The 19,791-nt window shown below is 68.7% G+C and carries 20 protein-coding genes; 12 read left to right on the top strand and 8 right to left on the bottom strand.

The genetic code is table 11. The features are described from left to right. The first annotated feature begins 111 nt into the window (after positions 1-111). The 10 genes from JYG32_RS32145 to asnB all read left to right on the top strand — a co-directional run bounded on the left by JYG32_RS32145 (position 112) and on the right by asnB (position 9,507). The gene (locus JYG32_RS32145; RefSeq protein ID WP_034180511.1) at positions 112-324 is read left to right on the top strand and encodes a hypothetical protein; all 213 of its coding nucleotides are present in this window, start codon (positions 112-114) and stop codon (positions 322-324) included. A gap of 148 nt (positions 325-472) precedes the next feature. Further along, positions 473-946 (top strand): hypothetical protein, encoded by a 474-nt coding sequence (locus JYG32_RS32150; protein WP_034180983.1) that lies wholly within the window; start codon positions 473-475, stop codon positions 944-946. 52 nt (positions 947-998) lie between these two features. Further along, positions 999-1,916 carry a type III secretion system inner membrane ring lipoprotein SctJ gene (gene sctJ, locus JYG32_RS32155; protein ID WP_213266298.1) on the top strand — a complete coding sequence of 306 codons (918 nt, stop codon included), beginning with the start codon at positions 999-1,001 and terminating at the stop codon, positions 1,914-1,916. Next, positions 1,913-2,650 (top strand): SctK family type III secretion system sorting platform protein, encoded by a 738-nt coding sequence (locus tag JYG32_RS32160; protein WP_213266299.1) that lies wholly within the window; start codon positions 1,913-1,915, stop codon positions 2,648-2,650. The genes sctJ and JYG32_RS32160 overlap by 4 nt, the downstream gene beginning before the upstream one ends. After that, on the top strand, positions 2,632-3,261 hold the full coding sequence (gene sctL, locus JYG32_RS32165; protein WP_213266300.1) for a type III secretion system stator protein SctL: 630 nt from the start codon (positions 2,632-2,634) through the stop codon (positions 3,259-3,261). The genes JYG32_RS32160 and sctL overlap by 19 nt, the downstream gene beginning before the upstream one ends. Next, the gene (gene sctN, locus JYG32_RS32170) at positions 3,258-4,640 is read left to right on the top strand and encodes a type III secretion system ATPase SctN (protein WP_213266301.1); all 1,383 of its coding nucleotides are present in this window, start codon (positions 3,258-3,260) and stop codon (positions 4,638-4,640) included. Before sctL ends, sctN begins: the two co-directional genes overlap by 4 nt. Then, positions 4,633-5,409, top strand: coding sequence for a hypothetical protein (locus tag JYG32_RS32175; RefSeq protein WP_249744798.1), 777 nt, complete (start codon positions 4,633-4,635; stop codon positions 5,407-5,409). The genes sctN and JYG32_RS32175 overlap by 8 nt, the downstream gene beginning before the upstream one ends. Next, positions 5,403-6,212: a type III secretion system export apparatus subunit SctT gene (gene sctT, locus JYG32_RS32180; RefSeq protein WP_213266302.1), complete on the top strand. Its 810-nt coding sequence runs from the start codon at positions 5,403-5,405 to the stop codon at positions 6,210-6,212. Before JYG32_RS32175 ends, sctT begins: the two co-directional genes overlap by 7 nt. An 18-nt stretch (positions 6,213-6,230) precedes the next feature. Further along, positions 6,231-7,262, top strand: coding sequence for an EscU/YscU/HrcU family type III secretion system export apparatus switch protein (locus JYG32_RS32185; RefSeq protein WP_213266303.1), 1,032 nt, complete (start codon positions 6,231-6,233; stop codon positions 7,260-7,262). Positions 7,263-7,539: 277 nt separating this feature from the next. Next, on the top strand, positions 7,540-9,507 hold the full coding sequence (gene asnB / locus JYG32_RS32190; protein WP_213266304.1) for an asparagine synthase (glutamine-hydrolyzing): 1,968 nt from the start codon (positions 7,540-7,542) through the stop codon (positions 9,505-9,507). Positions 9,508-9,565: 58 nt separating this feature from the next. Here the strand turns inward: asnB and JYG32_RS32195 are convergent, their stop codons facing one another. The 5 genes from JYG32_RS32195 to JYG32_RS32215 all read right to left on the bottom strand — a co-directional run bounded on the left by JYG32_RS32195 (position 9,566) and on the right by JYG32_RS32215 (position 13,199). Beyond that, the gene (locus JYG32_RS32195; protein ID WP_213266305.1) at positions 9,566-9,703 is read right to left on the bottom strand and encodes a hypothetical protein; all 138 of its coding nucleotides are present in this window, start codon (positions 9,701-9,703) and stop codon (positions 9,566-9,568) included. Positions 9,704-9,793: 90 nt separating this feature from the next. Continuing rightward, positions 9,794-10,579: a lytic transglycosylase domain-containing protein gene (locus JYG32_RS32200; RefSeq protein ID WP_213266306.1), complete on the bottom strand. Its 786-nt coding sequence runs from the start codon at positions 10,577-10,579 to the stop codon at positions 9,794-9,796. Next, positions 10,576-11,250, bottom strand: coding sequence for a type III secretion system export apparatus subunit SctR (gene sctR, locus JYG32_RS32205; protein ID WP_174384054.1), 675 nt, complete (start codon positions 11,248-11,250; stop codon positions 10,576-10,578). The genes JYG32_RS32200 and sctR overlap by 4 nt, the downstream gene beginning before the upstream one ends. Before the next feature lie 3 nt (positions 11,251-11,253). After that, on the bottom strand, positions 11,254-12,408 hold the full coding sequence (sctQ, locus tag JYG32_RS32210; RefSeq protein ID WP_213266307.1) for a type III secretion system cytoplasmic ring protein SctQ: 1,155 nt from the start codon (positions 12,406-12,408) through the stop codon (positions 11,254-11,256). Between the two features lie 392 nt (positions 12,409-12,800). Next, positions 12,801-13,199, bottom strand: coding sequence for a winged helix-turn-helix domain-containing protein (locus JYG32_RS32215; protein WP_174384020.1), 399 nt, complete (start codon positions 13,197-13,199; stop codon positions 12,801-12,803). A 426-nt stretch (positions 13,200-13,625) separates the two neighbouring features. Here JYG32_RS32215 and JYG32_RS32220 point away from each other — a divergent pair, with 426 nt between their 5' ends. Continuing rightward, complete coding sequence (locus JYG32_RS32220; protein WP_213266308.1) at positions 13,626-14,828, top strand: Fic family protein; 1,203 nt, start codon at positions 13,626-13,628, stop codon at positions 14,826-14,828. 119 nt (positions 14,829-14,947) lie between these two features. Here JYG32_RS32220 and JYG32_RS32225 read toward each other — a convergent pair whose 3' ends face one another. Together JYG32_RS32225 and JYG32_RS32230 are read right to left on the bottom strand one after the other, a co-directional pair. Further along, entirely contained in the window at positions 14,948-17,164 is a 2,217-nt protein-coding gene (locus tag JYG32_RS32225; protein ID WP_213266309.1) for a xanthine dehydrogenase family protein molybdopterin-binding subunit, read from the bottom strand. A gap of 2 nt (positions 17,165-17,166) precedes the next feature. Further along, positions 17,167-17,628 (bottom strand): (2Fe-2S)-binding protein, encoded by a 462-nt coding sequence (locus JYG32_RS32230; RefSeq protein WP_011354470.1) that lies wholly within the window; start codon positions 17,626-17,628, stop codon positions 17,167-17,169. Between the two features lie 181 nt (positions 17,629-17,809). On the opposite strand from JYG32_RS32230, the gene JYG32_RS32235 reads away from it, so the two are divergent. Next, entirely contained in the window at positions 17,810-18,733 is a 924-nt protein-coding gene (locus JYG32_RS32235; RefSeq protein WP_174384017.1) for an AraC family transcriptional regulator, read from the top strand. A 436-nt stretch (positions 18,734-19,169) separates the two neighbouring features. On the opposite strand, the gene JYG32_RS32240 is transcribed toward JYG32_RS32235, so the two are convergent. After that, positions 19,170-19,706, bottom strand: coding sequence for a hypothetical protein (locus JYG32_RS32240; protein ID WP_213267536.1), 537 nt, complete (start codon positions 19,704-19,706; stop codon positions 19,170-19,172). Between the last annotated feature and the right edge of the window lie 85 nt (positions 19,707-19,791).

Below are 19,791 nucleotides of genomic sequence, written 5' to 3' on the forward strand. Positions count from 1 at the left end.
AGGCGGTGCGCGCATTACGCGGGGCGTCGCATCGGTGCGGCGGCTCACGTCGCCGGCGGGGCATGGGGCCGCCGCCGGAAGGTGGATGAAGTTCACGTCAAGGAGCGAAACATGGGTACCCAGGCAGCAGGTGGCGCAACCAATACGAACCAGGTCCAGCAGCAGGCCGACGACCTGACCAAGACGCAGCTCGAACTGACGAAGATCAACTTCCAGGTCCAGCAGTCGACCGCGACGTTCGAAACCAGCAACGCAGTGACCGCGCAGGAGGGGACGGCGAACGCCCAGGTTGCGCAACACCTGAGTTCCGCCGGCCGCGCATGACGCCGGTCGCCGGCCGCGCCGCGCGCCGATGCGCGCCGGGCCTGCCCGCGAAGGGCGCCCGGCCGCGGATGCGCGCGTGCCGGCCGGCCTGTTCCGGGCGGGCCCGACCGAGCCGGTCCGGCGCCTGCCAGCCAAGGAGGGCATGGATATGTCAGTGACAGGCGTAGGCGCGGCGCCGCCGGGCGCGGCCGCGCTCGCGGGTGCCGTGCAGCAAACGGGCTCGGCGTCCGATCCGGCGCAGGTGCGCCAGTTCGATGCGCTGATGCAGCCGGGTGCATCGCCGGCTGCATCGTCTTCGTCGGGCGTCGCGATGTCGCGCGCGCCGGCGGATGCGGCGCCGGCCGTGCAGATGACGCCCGCGCAGGCGAACCAGTCGTCGCTCGTCGAGCGCTTGCGCACCTACGGCAACGATCTCGACACGCGGTACGCGAACATCGACAAGCATCGCAGCGAGATGCTGACGTCGATGGCGGACAGCCGCAGCGATCCGATGATGACGATGGTGAAGGCGATGGATTTCCAGTGGACGGCGACCACCACGATTTCGGAATACCAGTTGAGCCTGTCGGTCGCGCAGGCGGCGAACGGCTTCACGCACACGGTGCTGAAGACGCAGGAGTGAAAGCGTGCGCGTGGACCGGATACGGCCTCGCGCACCCTGAAGCGGACAAACGATGACGACGATCGATTCGACGCCGCGCGCACATGCGTGGCGCAGCCGGGCGGCGCGCGCGCTGCTCGCGGGGCTGCTCGTGCTGCTGGCCGGGTGCCAGAAGGAGCTGTACTCGGGCCTGTCGGAGCGCGACGCGAACCAGATGGTCGCGGTGCTCGGCGATGCGGGCATCAGCGCGTCGAAGGACAACGACGCGCGCGACACGTCGGACCGCAACGCATGGCTCGTGAGCGTCGCGGACGGCGACATGCAGTCGGCGCTCACGGTGCTGCAGGCGAACGGACTGCCGAAGCCGAGCTATGCGAGCCTCGGCGAGCTGTTCCAGAAGCAGGGCCTCGTGTCGACGCCGGCCGAGGAGCGCGTGCGCTATCTGTACGGCGTGTCGCAGGACCTGTCGCGTACGCTGCAGGACATCGAGGGCGTGGTCGTCGCGCGCGTGCAGGTCGTGATTCCGGAGAACGATCCGCTCGCGGACAAGATCAAGCCGTCGTCGGCGGCCGTGTATATCCGCTACCGCCCGGGCGTCGACCTGCGTGCGATGGCGCCGATGGTCAAGGATCTCGTCGCGCACAGCATCGAAGGGCTGCAGTACGACAACGTGTCGCTGTTCCTGCAGCCGGCCGCGGCGCAAGCGACGCGCGTGGACGGGATCGGCAGCGCGGTGACCGACATCGTGCGGCTGCGCTCGCCGCTCGGCTGGCTCGTGTTCGCGCTGATCCTGCTGACCTGCGCGGTGATCGCGCTGTCGGCCGCGCGGCGCGGGATGTTCGGCGCGCGGCTCGCGGGCCTGCTCGGCGCGCCGCGCGGCGCCAATGGCGGGAACGGGGGGGCCGGCCATCCGGCGTCCGGGCATCCGGCGTCCGGACAGTCGGCCGGCGGCGGTCTGCGCACGCCGGACCGCGCACGCGACGGCGCATGAGCGATCCGCACGCGCCTCCGGGTGACGCGCCTGACGCCGCGCCGCTGCCATGGCTGCAGCCGCTCGCGCCGCCGCCCGCCGCGCGCCGTGCCGCGTTTCATGCGCTCGTCTGCGATTTCAACCTGCGGCCCGACCGTTATCTGCACGTGACGCGCGTGCCGGCCGACTGGCCCGCGCGCTACCGTTCGCCGGACGCGTTCGGCGCGGCCGGCCGCAAGCTGCTCGCGCGGCACCTGCTCGATGCGAACGGCGTGGCCGACCGGCACGACTTCGACGTCGCGAACCCGTGCGCGCGGCTCGCGCTGCTGCCGGGCGCGGCGCTCGAGCAACTGGCGTCGTATGCGGGGCTGCTGCTGCATCGCGGCTGGCTGCGCGATGCGCTGACCATCAGGCGCATCCGCGCGGAAGTCGCGGCCCGGCTCGGCGGCGACGCGCTGGAGCTCGCGCTCGAACGCGCGCCGGAATTCGGCGCGCTCGCCGACACGCTCGAACCGTGGCGCGCCGATCCCGCCGCGCTGCCCGTCGTGATCCGCGCGCGCGGCGGGCGATTGCTCGCGGATTTCATCGGCGTGGCGGGCGATGCGGTCGCGCGGCGCGCGCGCCTGAAGTTCAACCGCGCGATCGACGACGAAGCGCCTTACTGGCTGAACCGCGCGCAGCGCGACCAGTTCGGCGAATTGCTGTTCCTGTTTCTGATTCCCGAGAGGCTTGCGTCATGGGACTGGCTTTTCTGATCACGAGCGACAACCTGCAGCTGCTGTCGGAGCGCAAGGTGCTCAAGGAGCGCGAATACGCGGCGCTGCTCGATGCGTCCGCGGTGATCGCGACCGCGCACGACGAGGCCGCGCGCATCGTCACCGACGCGCAGCGCGAATTCGACAAGCGGCAGGCGGCCGGCTACGACGAAGGGATGCGCCGCGCGCAGCGCGAGCAGGCCGCGCAGGCGTACACGCAGGCGCTCGCGGCCGCGCGCACGATGGAGACGATGAAGGACGCGATGGCCGATATCGTCGTGAAGGCCGTGCGCGCGATCGTCGGCGAGATGAGCACGCAGAAGCTGTACGAGGCCGCGCTGGCGCGGATCGCGCCGCTCGTGCGCGACGAGGCGTTCCTGGTCGTGCATGTCGCGCCCGGCCGCAACGACGAGATGCGCGACGCGCTCGAAGGCGCGTTTGCCGGCCAGTCGAACCGGCAGAAGATCCGCATCGTCGAGGACGCGCAGCTCGAACGCCACGCGTGCACGGTCGAGACGCCGTCCGGGCGCATCGACGCGAGCCTCGACCTGCAGATCGACGCGCTGCGCCAGGCGATCCGCCGCGACGCGCTGAAGGGCGCCGCGCGATGAACGCGCCGCTTGACGATACGCAACCGTTCGGCAGCGGCGACGACGACGGCGCGCCGTTCGATCGCGGCCGCCTCGTCGGCGAGCTCGACGCGGGGCTCGCGTTTTTCTCGCCGGTGTCGGTGCAGGGCCGCGTCAATCATGCGGTCGGGCAGATCCTGAACGCGACGGGCATCCGTGCGCGGCTCGGCGAGATCTGCGAGCTTCGCACACCGAACCAGCCGACGCTGCTCGCCGAAGTGGTCGGGTTTTCGCGGCAGACGACGCTGCTTACGCCGCTCGGCGACGTGGCCGGGCTGTCGCCGGAAACGACCGTGGTGCCGTCCGGGCGCGAGCATGTATTCCCGGTGGGCGAAGGGCTGTTCGGCCGCGTGCTCGACGGGCTCGGCCGGCCGCTCGACGATCGCGGGCCGGTGACGGGCGCCGCGTGGGTGTCGACGCAGCAGGACCCGCCGAACCCGCTCGCGCGCCAGATGATCGACACGCCGTTTCAGACCGGCGTGCGCGTGATCGACGGGTTGATGACGCTCGGCATCGGGCAGCGCGTCGGCATTTTCGCGCCGTCGGGCGTCGGCAAGAGCACGCTGCTCGGGATGATCGCGCGCGGCGCGCAGGCCGACGTGAACGTGATCGCGCTGGTCGGCGAACGCGGCCGCGAGGTGCGCGAATTCATCGAGCACAGCCTGTCGCCCGAGGTGCGCGCGCGTTCGATCGTCGTCGTGTCGACGTCCGATCGCCCCGCGATGGAGCGCGTGAAATCCGCGCTCGTCGCCACCGCGATTGCGGAGCATTTCCGCGATGCGGGCAAGCGCGTGCTGCTGCTCGTCGATTCGCTGACGCGCTTTGCGCGCGCGCAGCGCGAGGTCGGCCTCGCGAGCGGCGAGCCGCCGACGCGGCGCAGCTTTCCGCCGTCGACGTTCGCGGTGCTGCCGCGCCTGCTCGAACGCGCGGGGCAGGGCGCGAACGGGTCGATCACCGCGCTCTACACGGTGCTCGTCGAAGGCGACGAGGAATCGGACCCGATCGCCGAGGAAGTGCGCTCGATCCTCGATGGCCACATCGTGCTGTCGCGCAAGATCGCGCTCGCGAACCGCTATCCGGCGATCGACGTGCTCGCGAGCCTGTCGCGCGTGATGCCGCTCGTCGCGAGCCGCGCGCACCAGCAGGCGGCCGCGCGCGTGCGCGAGCTGATCGCGAAGTACCAGGAGATCGAGCTGCTCGTGCAGATCGGCGAGTACCGCGAAGGCAGCGACCGGCTCGGCGATCTCGCGCTGCGCGCACGCGACGCGATCGGTGCGTTCTGCGCGCAGGCGTCGCACGAGGACGTGCATTTCGACGCGCTGCTCGCGAAGCTGACGAAGCTGGCGAACGATCATGTCTGAAGCCGACGACCGCCTCGTGCTCGCCACGCTCGCACGCCTGAAGCGCGTGCGCGAGATGCGCAGCCAGATCGCGCGCGTCGCGGCCGCGCGCCAGCAGGGCATCGCCGCGCAAAGCCGCCGCGCGCTCGACGCCGCGCACGCGCAGCTCGCGCAGCAGGTCGCCGCGAAGGCCGCGATCCAGACGCGGCTCGCCGACGACGTGCGCGAGGCGCGCGTGCTGCAGAACGCGGCGGCCGACACGCGCACGTTCGACCGGCACATCGGCACCGCGAACGCGTCGGTGAGCAAGGCCGTGCACGTGCATCGCGACCACGAGGCGACGCTTGCCGACCTGCAGCGCGCCGCGCGCAAGGCGAAAGCCGCCGAGGACAAGCTCGACAAGGCCGGCGAGAAGGCGCTGCACGCGCGCGCCGCGCGGGTCGAGCGCGATGCCGACGAAGTCGCGGACGGCTACGCGGTGCGGCGCTTCGCGATGCCCGGCGCATGGGCGGCCGGGGCGGGCGACGCTTCCGGCCACGCGGCGGCGCACCCCGAAGCGGCCGCCGCGTTCGACGCGGAGATGGCCGCCCGGCCGGCCGATGCGGAAGCCGGCGCGGCCGATGTGACCGACGCAACCGACGCAACCGACGCAACCGACGCAACCGACGCAACCGACGCAACCGCCCCGGCCGACGCAACCGCCCCGACCGACGACATCGCCCCGGCCGACAACATCGCCCCGGCCGACAACATCGCGCCGCCGCCCGCCGCCGCGGAGCGCCGATGCTAGACCAGGCCGCGGGTTTCAACGACGTCGCGGGCACGCTGCGACCGCTGCTCTACGTGATGCCGCGCCTGTTGCCGATCATGTTCGTCGTGCCGGTGTTCAACGAGCAGATCGTCACGGGCCTCGTGCGCAACGGGATCGCCGTCGTGATTGCCGCGTTCGTCGCGCCGGCGATCGATTCCGCACAGGTGGCCGCGCTGCCGTTCCTGATGTGGTGCCTGCTGGTCGCGAAGGAGGCGGTGATCGGCATGCTGCTCGCGGGCGCGTTCAGCGCGGTGCTGTTCGCGATCCAGGGCGTCGGTTACCTGATCGATTTCCAGACGGGCAGCGGCAGCGCCGCGTTCTTCGATCCGATGGGCGGGCACGAGGGCGGCCCGACATCGGGCTTCCTCAATTTCGTCGCGATCGCGCTGTTCGTCACGGCGGGCGGCCTGCAGGTGCTCGTGCAACTGTTCGCGCAGTCGTACGCGTGGTGGCCGATCGGCTCGCTCGGCCCCGATTTCTCGGCGATGCTGCAGACCTTCGTCGTGCGCCAGACCGATACGATTTTCGAATGGATGGTGAAGCTCGCCGCGCCGGTGACGATCGTGCTGGTGCTCGTCGAGCTCGGCATCGGCCTCGTCGGCCGCGCGGTGCCGCAGCTCAACATCTTCGTGTTCTCGCAGCCGCTGAAGAGCGCGCTCGCGCTGCTGATGATGGTGCTGTTCCTGCCGGTCGTATACGCGTCGCTGCATTCGCTGCTGAGCCCCGACAGCGGGCTGATGGCGCTGCTGCGCGCGCTGTTCGCCGCGCACGGCGGCGCCTGAGCGCGCGACGGAGCCGACATGGCCGAAAAGGACCAGAAGCCGACCGCGAAACGCCTGCGCGAAGCGCGCGAGAAAGGCGAGGTGCCGAAGAGCGCGGAGACGATTTCGTCGGCGTTCTTCGTTGGCGTGTGCGTCGCGCTGGCGGTGGGAATCGGCTCGCTGTTCGCGCGGCTGCAAGCGCTGTTCCAGCTCGTGTTCGACGCGGCCGGCGCGGCCGACCCGTCCGCGCGGATCGCGGTGCTGATCGATGGCGCCGCGCGCGACTGGGCGACGCTGTCCGCGCAGATCGTCGCGGCCGGGCTGCTGGCGGGCCTGCTCGCGGGCTTCGTGCAGGTCGGCGGCGTGATGGCGTGGAGCCGCCTCATGCCGCAACTGTCGCGGCTCAATCCGGCCGAGGGGCTGAAGAACCTGTGGTCGCTGCGCAACCTCGTCAATCTCGCGAAGATGCTGCTGAAGACGGTGCTGCTCGCCGCGACGCTCGGCTGGCTGATCGTCGAGTCGCTGGACCCGTCGGTGCAGTCGGGCTTCACGCGGCCGATCTCGATCCTCGCGCTGATCGTGAAGCTGCTGATGCTGCTGTTCGGCTGGGCCGCGCTGATCTATATCGTGATGGCGCTGATCGACATCGTGCATCAGCGGCACGCGTTCAACCAGAAGATGAAGATGTCGATCGACGAAGTGCGGCGCGAGCACAAGGAGGACGAGGGCGACCCGCACATCGAGGCAAAGCGCCGGCAGCTCGCGCGCGAAGCGCAGTTCGCGTCGCTGCCCGACCGGATCGGCTTCGCGTCGGTGGTCGTCTATTCGCCGCGCGTCGCGGTCGCGCTCTATTACGGCGGGGTCGGCACGCTGCCGTGGGTGCTCGCGCGCGGCGAAGGCGAGGCGGCCGAGCGGATCGTGCGGCTCGCGCGCGACACGCTGCGCCCGACGCTCGCGAACGCCGGGCTCGCGCAGGCGCTGTACGAGACGACACCCGAGAACGGCACGATCCAGCAGCAGCATTTCCGCGAGGTCGCGCAGTTGCTGAAATGGGCGACCGGCGCGACTTGATGCGCGCCGCGGCGGGCCACGCCAGACGTGTCGGTATGCTGCCCATTTTTTCGGTCTGCGAGCCAGTGCGGCCCACTGTTCCGATTCGATATGGCCCTTTGCGCGCTCATGCGTGCGCGGCGCTTGACGCGATTTTTTTTCCGGTCGTCACCGGAATTCATCGGTGAATTATTGCTGAATTATTTCTTCGTAATATGGCTCGACCGTCACGCCTGACGGCGGGCCGCGAGGTTGCGCCACGCGTGACGGACCAGGTCAACAGGGGCGAACAAATCAAATGTGTGGAATCGACGGCTTTCTGAATACCGTCGCCATCGATGAGGAGACAGCGCGCGGCACGCTCGCGCGGATGACGGCGAGCCTCGCGCATCGCGGGCCGGACGGGCAGGGGATCTGGGTCGATCCGGAGGCCGGCATCGCGCTCGGCCACCGGCGGCTGGCGATCGTCGACCTGTCGGTACACGGCCGACAGCCGATGGCATCCGCGTGCGGCCGCTACGTCATGGTCTTCAACGGCGAAATCTACAACCATCGCGAACTGCGCGCGGAGCTCGAGCGCGCGGGTCGCGCACCGGCGTGGCGTGGCCACTCCGACAGCGAGGTGCTGATCGCGGCGATCGTCGCGTGGGGTGTCGAGGCGACGCTGCAGCGCGCGACGGGCATGTTCGCGCTCGCACTGTGGAATCGCGCGTCGCGGGTGCTGACGCTCGCGCGCGACCGGATCGGCGAGAAGCCGCTCTATTACGGCCGGATCGGCGACGCGCTCGTGTTCGCGTCGGAGCTGAAGGCGCTGCGCGGCTATCCGGGCTTCGACGGCACGGTCGACCGCGACGCGCTGTGCCTGTATCTGCGCCAGTCGAGCGTGCCCGCGCCGTATACGATCTATCGTGGCATCCACAAGCTGCCGCCCGGTACGTACATTCAGTTCGAACATGCGCGCGACACGCCGCGCCTGCGCGCGTACTGGACGCTCGAACAGGCGATCGAGCGCGGCCGCGAGCAGCCGTTCGAGGGCAGTGCCGACGAGGCCGTCGGCCAGCTCGACGCGATCCTGCGCCAGGCCGTCGCGCGACAGATGGAAGCCGACGTGCCGCTCGGCGCGTTCCTGTCGGGCGGCGTCGATTCGTCGGCGATCGTCGCGCTGATGCAGGCGCAATCGGCGACGCCGGTCGACACGTTTACGATCGGCTTCCATGAAGCCGGCTACGACGAGGCCGGTTACGCGAAGGCCGTCGCGCGCCATCTCGGCACGCGGCATACCGAGCTTTACGTGACGGCCGACCATGCGCTCGGCGTCGTGCCGAAGCTGCCGTCGATCTACGACGAGCCGTTCTCCGATGCGTCGCAGATCCCGACCTTTCTCGTCTCGGAGATGACGCGCCGGCACGTGAAGGTGAGCCTGTCCGGCGACGGCGGCGACGAGCTGTTCGGCGGCTATACGCGCTACTTCCTGACGCCGCGCCTGTGGCGCAAGCTGCATCGCGTGCCGGCGGCTGTGCGCGCGCGGATCGCCGCCGCGCTGCATGCGTTGCGGCCCGATCACGCGGACCAGCTCGCGGCCGTCGCGCAGGGCGCGTGGGGCGGTGTGGAGGCGCGCGAATCGGCGTCGCGCATCGGCGACCGCCTGCACAAGCTCGGCCATGTGATGACGGCCGAGAGCCGCATCGGGCTGTACCGGCTGCTGATGTCGTCGGTGCATCATCCCGAGCGTCTCGCGCTGTCGGGACAGGAGCCGCCGACGCCGCTCGACACGGCGTCCGCGTGGCCCGCGCACCTGAGCTTCGCCGAGCAGGCGATGGCGATCGATACGCTCACGTATTTGCCGACCGACATTCTCGCGAAGGTCGACCGCGCGGCGATGGCCGTGAGCCTCGAGACGCGCATGCCGTTCCTCGACCATCACGTCGTCGAATTCGCGTGGCGCGTGCCGGCGTCGGTGCGCTTGCCGGAAGGGCAGTCGAAGGCGCTGCTGCGCCGGCTGCTCGACCAGTACGTGCCGTCCGCGCTGATCGACCGGCCGAAGCAGGGCTTCTGCGCGCCCGTCGATCACTGGCTGCGCGGCGCGCTGCGCGACTGGGCCGACGCGTTGCTGCGGCCGTCGCGATTGCGTGAAGAGGGCTTCTTCGATGCGGCCGCGGTCGAGCGCCTGTGGCGGCAGCACCAGACGGGGCGGATGAACTGGCAGCATCAGTTGTGGACGGTGCTGATGTTCCAGGCGTGGCTGGAGGCACAGCGGGCGGGGTGACGCGGCGCGCTGCGGATGGCCGGGGTGTCCGGCCATCCGGTTGAAACCCGGCCGGCATTCAACGGATATTCAGCGGCGCGCCGATCGTCGAATGACCGCGATCGCGCGCAGCCGATCGATTGTGCTGCGGGATTCCGATCAACGTGCGGGCATCCTGCTCGCCGCGCGTCATCGCGTGAGGGGCGGCGTGCGACATGTGGTCGGCACCGGCTACGAGACGCGCGCGATCGGGACCGGGCTTCGACTTGCCGACGACGGCCCGCGTGCGCGCCTGTACCGCGCCCGGCTACTGATCGAGACACCGCACGCACAGCCGCTTCGCCTGGTTCGCCGGCAACCCGCGACACATCATCACCACCGGACGCGCATGACACGAAGGCGCGTCGGCGGAGGCGGAGGGCGACGCCATTCGCCGCGCGCGTTCGGGCGGCGTGGTGGCGGCCGCGTCCATGCGGCGCCGGCGCTCGGGCGGCGGCGTGTCGCTCACGACGGGAATCGGTTCGACGCCGCCTTCGTGCGCGTTGCGCTGCGCGCTCGCGACGACGCGGCTCACGTAGCCGCTCGAGAAGCCGGTCGTGAAGTTGCCGCTGTAGTAGCACGACAGCGCCGCGCGCAATGCGGCCTGCGCGGCGCGGCCGGTGCCTGACGAGCGCGCGAAGCATTCGGTCAGGATCGTGCCGCCGGCCTGCAGGTTGCGGCACGGCTCGAACATCGTCGCTTCGTCGAGCCCGTATTTCGCGAAATTGCGTTCGTTCACCTGCGCGAGGCCGACGCTGTAGCTGAAGCCGCGCGACGCAAGTTCGTGCGCGGTCGCGCGTGCCTCGTCGAGCGACGCGGGCTGGCGCGTCAGGTGGCCGCCGACCACGCCGATCGCATACGGATTGAAGCCCGATTCGGTGCGTACGAGCGCGGCGAGCGTGTCGGGATCGACGTTCGGCGCACAGGCGCGCGCGAGTTGCGCGAAGCCCGCGCCGCTGGCCGCATTCGCGATGCGTGGTTGCATGCATGCGAACCCGAGCGCGACCAGCGCGCACAGGCACGCGGAGATGGTTCGCAGGTCGCGCGCGTTCATCCCGCGCCTGCCACGCGGTACGACAGCACGAGCCCGTGCACGAGCAGCGACCAGCCGTCGAGCGCGACGAACAGCAGCAGCTTGAACGGCACCGAGATCGTGGTCGGCGAGATCATCTGCATCCCGAGTGCGAGCAGGATGTTCGCGACCAGCAGGTCCACGACGATGAACACGATATAGATCACGAAACCGATCTGGAATGCCTTCGTCAGCTCGGCGAGCGTGAAGCTCGGCACCAGCACGAGCAGGTCGTCGTCCTTGATGCCGTCCGCGCGGTTCTTCGGCCAGATCGACGTCGCGGTGCGCACGAAGAATTCGCGGTCGCGCTGGCGCGTGTGCGACACGAGGAAATCCTTGATCGGCGGCAGCGCGGCATCGGCGAGCGCGCCGACGTCGGCGGTCGACAGTTGCCCCGACGCATCGAAGTGGCGCGCCTGCAGCGCGTCGCGGATCGACATCCCGACGGGTGCCATGATGAACAGCGACAGGATCAGTGCGATGCCGTTCAGCACGAGGTTCGGCGGCACCTGCTGGATCCCGAGCGCGGAGCGCAAGAGGCCGAGCACGACCACGAGCTTCGTGTAGCTCGTTACCATCAGCGCCGCGAACGGCGCGATGCCGAGCGCGGCGATCACCGCGATCAGCGCGACCGGATTCGGCAGGTTGCCCATCGCTCAGCGCTCGCGCGGCGCGGGTTGCGTCAGCGTGACGACACGCACGCCGAGTTTCTGGCCGACCGCGATCAGGTGGCCGGTGCCGATCAGCATCCCGTTCGCGACCAGATGGATCACGCTCTGGTTGATCCCTTGCTGCAGCTCGATCACGGCGCCCGGCTGCAGCGCGCTCAACTCGCCGAGCGGCATCGACGTGGGCGGCAGCTCGAAGCGCAGGTCGACCGCGAGGCCGTCGAGCGTGCGCGGCGCATCGGCGGGCGGCACGTCGTGTGTCGTCGCGGTGGCGGTGTCGGTGCGGGTCGGTTCCAAAGGCATCTCCCTGATTCGTTCGACGGTCAGCCGGTTGCCCGACGGCCGTCCGGTGATCTCCCACGCCGGCGCGGCCGGCAGCCGCGCGACGCACAGCAGGTTCTGCTCGTGCGCCTGCCAGCGCTCGATCGCGATGATGTCGCCGCCGACGACGTCGGCCAGTTCGGCGGTCGTCAGCTCGGTGCGCCCGATCTCGAACACGAGCGGCACGGGCAGGTTCGCGTAGACCGCGCGCGCGTCGGCGAGCGCGGCCGGCGCGGCCGCGAAGAACACGGCCAGCGCATCGGGCACGTCGAACAGCAGCGCGCCTTGGCAGCGCCATGCGGCGTCGGCGCGCCTCAGCTCGAAGCGCAGCGCGGCCGGCGACGCACGCCAGGCAGGCGTGCTCGCGGGCGGCGGCAGCAATTCCACGCGCTGCCGCGTCGCGGCCTGCAGCACGGCCGTGAGCGGCGCGCACAGGTCGGCGAGCAGTGCCGCGCGGATCACGGCCGGCACGGCCGGGTCGGCCGCGTCGCCGAGCCATTCCGTTTCCGCGACCGGATCGATCCACAGCGTGCCGGTGGCCGGGCCGACGACGAAGCGGTACGCGTGCGCGTCGGCGGCCGGCTCGGCATCGACGCACCAGTGCACCTCGTACGCCTGCTCGCCGAGCGTGACCGGTACGGCGCCGGTCGCGCAGTACGCGTGCGACAGCCCGCGCGCGGCGGCGGCGGACAGGCGCGGCAGGTAGGGCGACGCGTCGAGCGCGACCGCGGCCGGCGCAGCGGCGGGCGGCGCGGAAACGGCGGGCATGGCCCGGTTCGCGGCGTCGCCGGCGTCGGCATTCGTCAGGAACTGCGCAGGCACGGCGGGATCGGGGCGGATTCGGCGTTGGTTCGACGGGTTGTGATGGGGCCGGTGGCGCAGAGGGGCACGCGGCTGCTGCGTCGATTGTAGGGACGGCCATGGCCGCGTGCCGCGCCGGAATCCGTAGTCGCGCGCATCGCGCGGCGGCGGGGAGCGCGGGGCGCTACGAAGCGTGCGGCAGCGCGATGAAATGCCTTGAAGCGTGGTGCGCGGCGGCGGGCGGCCAAAAGCAACCGCCGCCCGGAAGCGGCGGTCGGGTCGCGACTGGCTGGCGGGCCGGGCGGCGCGCAGGCCGGATCCGGCTGGCAGGCCGCGAAGCGCCGCGAACCTGCGCGGCGCGGTGGGGGGAGTGTTGCCGGCACGCCGCGAGCGGGCCGCGCGCGGGTGAATCGTTATGCGTAGTCGGCGGCCATCACGGCCTGCGGCGCGGCACGCAGGATCGGCGCCGCTTCGTGGCGCTCGACGTGCGTCATTGCTGCGCCGAACAGCACGAGGCGATAGCCGACCGCATAGATCGGGATGATCCGCAGATTCTTGTCGTGTTCGAGCTGCAGCTTCGAACGGATCCGCGAGATATGCGTGTCGAGCGTGCGCGACGACACGCCGAGTTCACGGCCCCACACGGCTTCCTGGATTGCCTGCCGCGGCACGATCTTGTTCATGTTGTCGAGCAGGAATTCGACGACGTCGAATTCGCGCGGCGTAACGTCAATGACCTTGTTGTCGATTTCGATCGTGCGACGCACGAAGTTGATTTTTATGTTGTCGATGTACAGGTATTTGCAATCCATGGTGGCCCTCGCATGTCCATAAAGGAGTGTTTGCGGGTCATGTGCTGCAACTTCCGGGCCAGGGGAACGATTGTCAGGCGTCAACGGGCGAAGATACCGGGGCAGGCGGCGTGGCAGCCTTGAATTTAAAAGAATTTTTAACGCGGGGCGCGAGATGGGTGTGGAAGGGGGCGGAGCAATAGTGAAGGATTGTTACGTAGCATCCAGGGCGTGACGTTACGGGCGTTACGTCTGACGTAACGTGCGGGGGAGACGGGAAATGGTGGGGGAACGTACCCGAAGTCTGGATAAGGGGCGGGCAAGACAAACTCTACATGGAACCCTACATGGAGCCCTACATGATTCGAGTGAAAGTCTATATAAATCAGTTAGATAAGTGGCTATAATTGCCGACATCAAACCCTACATGGAACCCGACAGGGAAGCATGACGACCGTCGCTACTTTCGAACCGTTGTTTCCCGAGGATCGCGTACTCGATCCGCTGCTTGAGCAGGCCGCCGAGCTCGTCGACTCTTCGCAGCGGTTGCTGGCCGTATGCGATACCCCGCTGGCCAGCGCGCTCGTGCCGCAGTTGCGCGCCATGAATTCGTACTACACGAACAAGATCGAAGGCCAGCACACGACGCCCGCAAAGATCGAGGCTGCGCTGCATCGGGATTATTCAACCGATATCGTCGAACGCAAGAAGCAACGCTTCGCGGTTGCGCATATCGCAACGGAAGCGGCGCTCGAGGAAGAGTGGCGTGCGCTTCCGGTTGCCGCGCTATTCGAACCGGCACGAATTTCGACTATTCACGATCGCTTCTTTTCCTGCTTGCCCGGCGATGAACGACTCACCGGTGAGAAGGATGCCATCGTTCCAGGCGAATTTCGTCAGTCGGATGTGACGGTTGGGCGTCATCTGGCACCGGAGCCGGAGATGATCGAGCCGTTGCTTCAGGCTTGGGCCGCACGTTATGCCCGCATTCGCGCCAAGGAATATCAACTGATCGGTATCGCGTGTTCGCATCATCGTCTGACCTGGGTGCACCCGTTCATGGACGGTAACGGCCGGGTGGCACGTCTGCATTCGCATCTCGGATTACGCGCTGCCGATCTGACCCATGGTCTCTGGTCGCCGCTTCGAGGGCTGGCGCGAGAGCATGAGCAGTATTACGCCCGGCTGAGCGAGGCCGACCAGACACGGCGTAACGATCTGGATGGTCGGGGCAATCTGTCCCAGGAAGGGCTGGTCAAGTTCGCGCGGTTCTTTCTCGACTGCTGCCAGGACCAGGTCGGTTTCATGGTGCATATGACGGAGTTCGAGGGGGTGACGGGGCGTTTGCTGGATTTGCTGCGATACCTGGAGGCCAATCCGTGGACCATCCGTTCGGAAAAATCGGTCATCAAACCGGAAGCCGCGGCACTGGCCATGGAGTTTGTGGCACTGCGCCGTACGGTAACGCGGGCGGAATTTGCTCAGATGCTGGGCGTAAGCGACGTCCTGGCGCGCCGAATCGTTCGGTCGCTGCTGGATTGCGGGCTGCTGACTTCGCCTTCGCATCGAGGCGAACTTTCCTTTGGATTGCCGCTGAGTAGCCTCCGGTTTCTCTTTCCGAGGCTTTGGCCCGAAGTCGAGCAGGAGTAAGCGCGGCTGGCGGGGCATGCCATGAGGCTTCGGCTCGGATGAGCATGATGTATTCGGCGAGGCGTTGAAAAGCACCGGCCGCAGGGCAACTCTCGCCCCGCGGCCGGCGTTCCGCCCCATCACGCCTTCGCGCTATCCGCCGAATCGAACGGCAGCACGTAATGCCGCTTGCCCGTCGCCGCGAAGATCGCGTTCGCGACCGCCGGCCCGATCGGCGCGACGCCCGGCTCGCCGACCCCGGTCGGCGCTTCGGCCGACGGCACGATATGCACTTCGACCTTCGGCATCTCGGCCATCCGCAGCACGTGGTAGCCGTCGAAGTTGCGCTGTTCGACCTGGCCGTCCTTCAGCGTGATCGCGCTGTGCAGTACCGCGCCGAGCCCGAAGCCGATACCGCCTTCCATCTGTGCTGCAACGATGTCGGGGTTGATCGCGATCCCGCAATCCACCACGCACACCACGCGCTCGACCTTCACCTTGCCGTCCGCGTCGACCGACACCTCGGCCACCTGCGCGACATAGCTCTTGAACGCCTCGGCGACCGCGATCCCGCGCCCGCGGCCCTTCGGCAGCGGCTTGGCCGGATCCCAGCCGGCCTTCTGCGCGGCCAGCTCCAGCACCGCGCGCATGCGCGGCTCCTTCGCGAGCAGGTCGCGGCGGAACGCGTACGGATCCTTGCCGGCGGTGTGCGCGGCTTCGTCGATGAATGCCTCGACCGCGTAGGCCGTGTGCGAACTGCCGACCACGCGCCACCACAGCACGGGTACGCCCGTCTTCGCGGTGGTGAGCTCGACCGACACGTTCGGCACTGCGTACGGCAGGTTCGCCGCACCCTCGACCGACGTTGCGTCGACGCCGTTCTTGACCATGAACGCCTCGAACGGCGTGCCGGCAAGGATCGACTGGCCGACGATCCGGTGGCGCCAGCCGACCAGCCGGCCGTCCGCGGTCAGGCCCGCGTCGAGCTTGTGGAAGTACATCGGCCGGTAGAAGCCGCCCTGGATGTCGTCCTCGCGCGTCCACAGCAGCTTGACGGGCTTGCCGTCCGCGCCGAGCGCCTTCGCGATCGACACGGCCTCGACCACATAGTCCGACCACGCGTTCGCGCGCCGGCCGAAGCTGCCGCCCGCATACAGCGTGTGGATCTGCACCTGCTCGGGCTTCAGGCCCGCGACCCTGGCCGCGTTGGCCTGGTCGACCGTCTGGAACTGGTCGCCGGCCCAGATCTCGCAACGGTCGGCCGACAGCTTGACGACCGCGTCGAGCGGCTCCATCGGCGCGTGCGCGAGATACGGGAATTCGTACGTCGCGCTGATCTTGCGCGCCGCGCCCGCGATCGCCGCGTCGGCATCGCCGTCCTTGCGCGCCGACGTGCCCGGCTTGTCGGCGAGCTGCCGGTATTCGCGCATGATCTCGTCCGAGCCGCGCTTCTCGGCGTTCGTTTCGTCCCATACGACCTTCAGCGCGTCGCGGCCCTGTTTCGCGGCCCAGAAGCCGTTCGCGACGACCGCGACGCCACCCGGCACCTGCACGACCGACACGATGCCCGGCACGGCCTTCGCGGCCGTCGCGTCGAACGACTTCACGGTCGCGCCGAAGCGCGGCGGGCGCTGCAGCAGCGCGACGCGCATGCCGGGGAACGTCGTGTCGAGCGTGAAATGCGCGGTGCCGTTCGATTTCGCCGATGCATCGACGCGCGGAATCCGCTGGCCGATCAGCTTGAAATCGGCCGGCTGCTTCAGCGTGACCTTGTCAGGCACGGGCAGCTTCGACGCGTCGGCGACGAGCGTGCCGTAGGCGGCCGTCTTGCCGCTCTTCGCGTGCGTGACGACGCCATTGGCCGTCGTCAGCTCGCCGGCCGGCACCTTCCAGCGTGCCGCGGCAGCCGACACCAGCATCGCGCGGGCCTTGCCGCCCGCTTCGCGCAACTGCTGCCACGAGTTCGCCATCGCCGAGCTGCCGCCCGTGCCCTGCATCGTGCCGAACGCGAGGTTCGCATAGCGCTTCGCATCGGCCGGTGCGCTTTCGACGCGCACGCTCGACCAGTCGGCGTCGAGCTCCTCGGCGACGATCGTCGCGATACCTGTATACGCACCCTGGCCGAGTTCGACGTGCTTCGCGATGACCGTGACGGCACCGTCGGGCGTGATGCGCAGGAACGCGTTCGGCGCGAAGCCGGCGGCGGGCGCGGGCGCGGTCGCGGCGAGCGCGCGGCGGCCGACGCCGGCCCATTCGAAGCCGATGGTCAGGCTGACGGCGGCCGCGGCGCCCGCGGCCTTCAGGAACGTGCGGCGCGACGGGCGCACCGCACCGCGGTTGTCGAGTTCGATGGTCATGGTCAGGCTCCCAGCGTCGCGGCCGCGTCGTGGATCGCGGCCCGGATGCGGGCGTAGGTCGCACAGCGGCACAGGTTGCCGTTCATCGCGGCGTCGATGTCCGCGTCGGTCGGCTTCGGATTTTGTTCGAGCAACGCGGTGGCCGACATGATCTGGCCGGACTGGCAATAGCCGCATTGCGGAACCTGCAGCTTGACCCATGCGGCCTGCACGGCATGCGCGGGCTTGCTCTGCAGGCCTTCGATCGTCGTGATGTGCTTGCCCGCGATGCCGGCGAGCGGCAGCACGCACGAGCGGACGGCCTGGCCTTCGAGATGCACCGTGCACGCGCCGCACTGCGCCATGCCGCAGCCGAACTTCGTGCCGGTCAGTCCTGCGTGTTCGCGAATCGCCCAGAGGACGGGCATCGACGGATCGGCGTCGAGCGTGACGTTCTTGCCGTTGAGGACAAACGAGGTAGGCATTTTGGTTGTCTCCATGGGGAAAACCCGGCATGCGCCCGGTTAGCGGGCAGTGTGCGCGAGCGCGCGGAATTTGCGTCTACCCAATCCTGCAAATTTATTGAACAATCCTGCAAATCCCGGGCACGCCGTGAGCCGTTTCGCTATGCTCCCGCGACATGGGGAAATCAATCGAGGATTCGTCATGGACCTGACCGATATCGTGGCGTCGCGCGAATCCGGGCGGCGCGAACTGGCGTCGCTGATCGGCCGTTTCGCGCCCGCGGACGGTTCCCATTCGACCGCCGTGCCGGGCCTGATGCTGCACCGGCACACGCGTCCGGTCGATCTCGGCTGCGGCGTGTCGCGCGCCGCGCTCGTGATCGCCGCGCAGGGCGCGAAGCGCGTGATCGTGGCCGGCCAGGCTTACGAATACGACACGCAGAATTGCCTGATTACGTCGATCGACTTGCCGATCCTGTCGCGCGTGACGCACGCGTCGCCCGATGCGCCGTACCTGTGCCTGTCGCTGACGCTCGATCCGCAGCGGATCGTCGAGCTCGCGGCCGAGATGCGGCTGCCCGAGCCCGACGCGGGCCCCGAAGGCGAAGGGATCGCGCTCGCCGAGCTGACGCCGCCGCTGCTCGACGCCGCGCTGCGGCTGGTGCGGCTGCTCGATACGCCGGCCGACATTCCGGTCGTCGCGCCGCTGATCGAAAAGGAACTGCTGTACCGGCTGATGACGAGCGGGCAGGGCACGCGGTTGCGGCATATGGCGATCGCGGGCAGCCAGACGCACCGGATCGCACGCGCGATCGAGTGGATCCGCGATCATTACGCGGAGCCGATGCGCGTCGAGTCGCTCGCGCAGGCGGTCAACATGAGCGTGTCGTCGCTGCACCACCATTTCAAGCACGTGACGACGCTGAGCCCGCTGCAGTACCAGAAGCAGTTGCGGCTGCACGAGGCGCGGCGGCTGTTGCTGCGGCAGGGCGGCGATGTCGGGTCGGTGGCCGCCGTCGTCGGTTACGAGAGCGCGTCGCAGTTCAGCCGCGAATACAGCCGGCTGTTCGGCGCGCCGCCGATGCGCGACGTCGTGCACCTGAGGAAGAAGGAACTGCTCGGCTGACGCGGCGGCGTAGGGCCGAACGCGCAGCCGGGCCGTGGCGCCGGTCGTCGCTCAGCGGTCGTCGCTCAGCGGTTATCGATTACTTCGCGACGACTGCCGTCTGCAGGAACGTCGGCGCGATCCGCCAGTCCGGCACATAGTGCGCCGGCCACGCGCCCGTCGTATCGACCGCGTTGAAATAGACCACCACCTTCAGCAGCGGATAGCGCCACAGCGACCGCTGGAATCTCGGGTATTGAAGATGCGCGCGACACGCACGTCGATGCCGTGCGTGCGTTAGTGGTTGCAGCAGGGCGTCTCGGCTGCGTGCTTGCCTTCGTTGCGGCAAGCGCGCGGGTCGATCGTGTTTGCGTTGCTGCGATTGGTTTCCCTCTGCGGATGCGCGACGGGTCGCCGTGGATCTCGCTGTTCGAAGCCTGGAACACGCGCGACCCTGTCATTCATGGCTTTCCCCTTCGTCGAGCATCTCCAGGAACTCCACGTCGATTTGCTCGACGGCGGCGCGCACACGTTCCATTCCGCTGCAAGGGCATCGTTTCGGCAAGCGCCGGTTCGCCTGTGCTGATGTCGACGAAACTCGCGATAAATCAGGCTTTTGCGGAATCGTTAACGAAAAATCGGTGTTGAATCGGCATGTTTCAACAATGAGAATCAAGCGGATAACTGCTTGAAAACGTTTCTCCAATTTATCGCCAGTCGGGTGGCTCCAAGTGTGAAAGGAGAATCGAGCGAAAATGACAAACTGATGAACCTGTTTCGGTCGGGATTGCACGTTTTCATTCGTTTTGGTTATTGCAGCGGTAACGGTCGAAATGACGACATCATCGTCATGCGATCGCGTCGGTATTTTCACGGATGAATCAAATTCGTTTCGACTGTCGGGACGAATGCGTGTCGCCGACGGTTCGGCGGCGGCCGAACCGTGCTGGCAGGACGGTGCGCCGCACGCTTCGATTCCCGTTTGTCCGACCATTGGCGGGCGGCCGCACGCGCTGCGACGCACGGTTCACAAGCGAAAAGACGGGGGCCGCCCGTCCTGCGCGGCGGCACGCTTCTCA

It is taken from the genome of Burkholderia pyrrocinia (genome assembly GCF_018417535.1).
Lineage (GTDB): Bacteria > Pseudomonadota > Gammaproteobacteria > Burkholderiales > Burkholderiaceae > Burkholderia > Burkholderia pyrrocinia_E.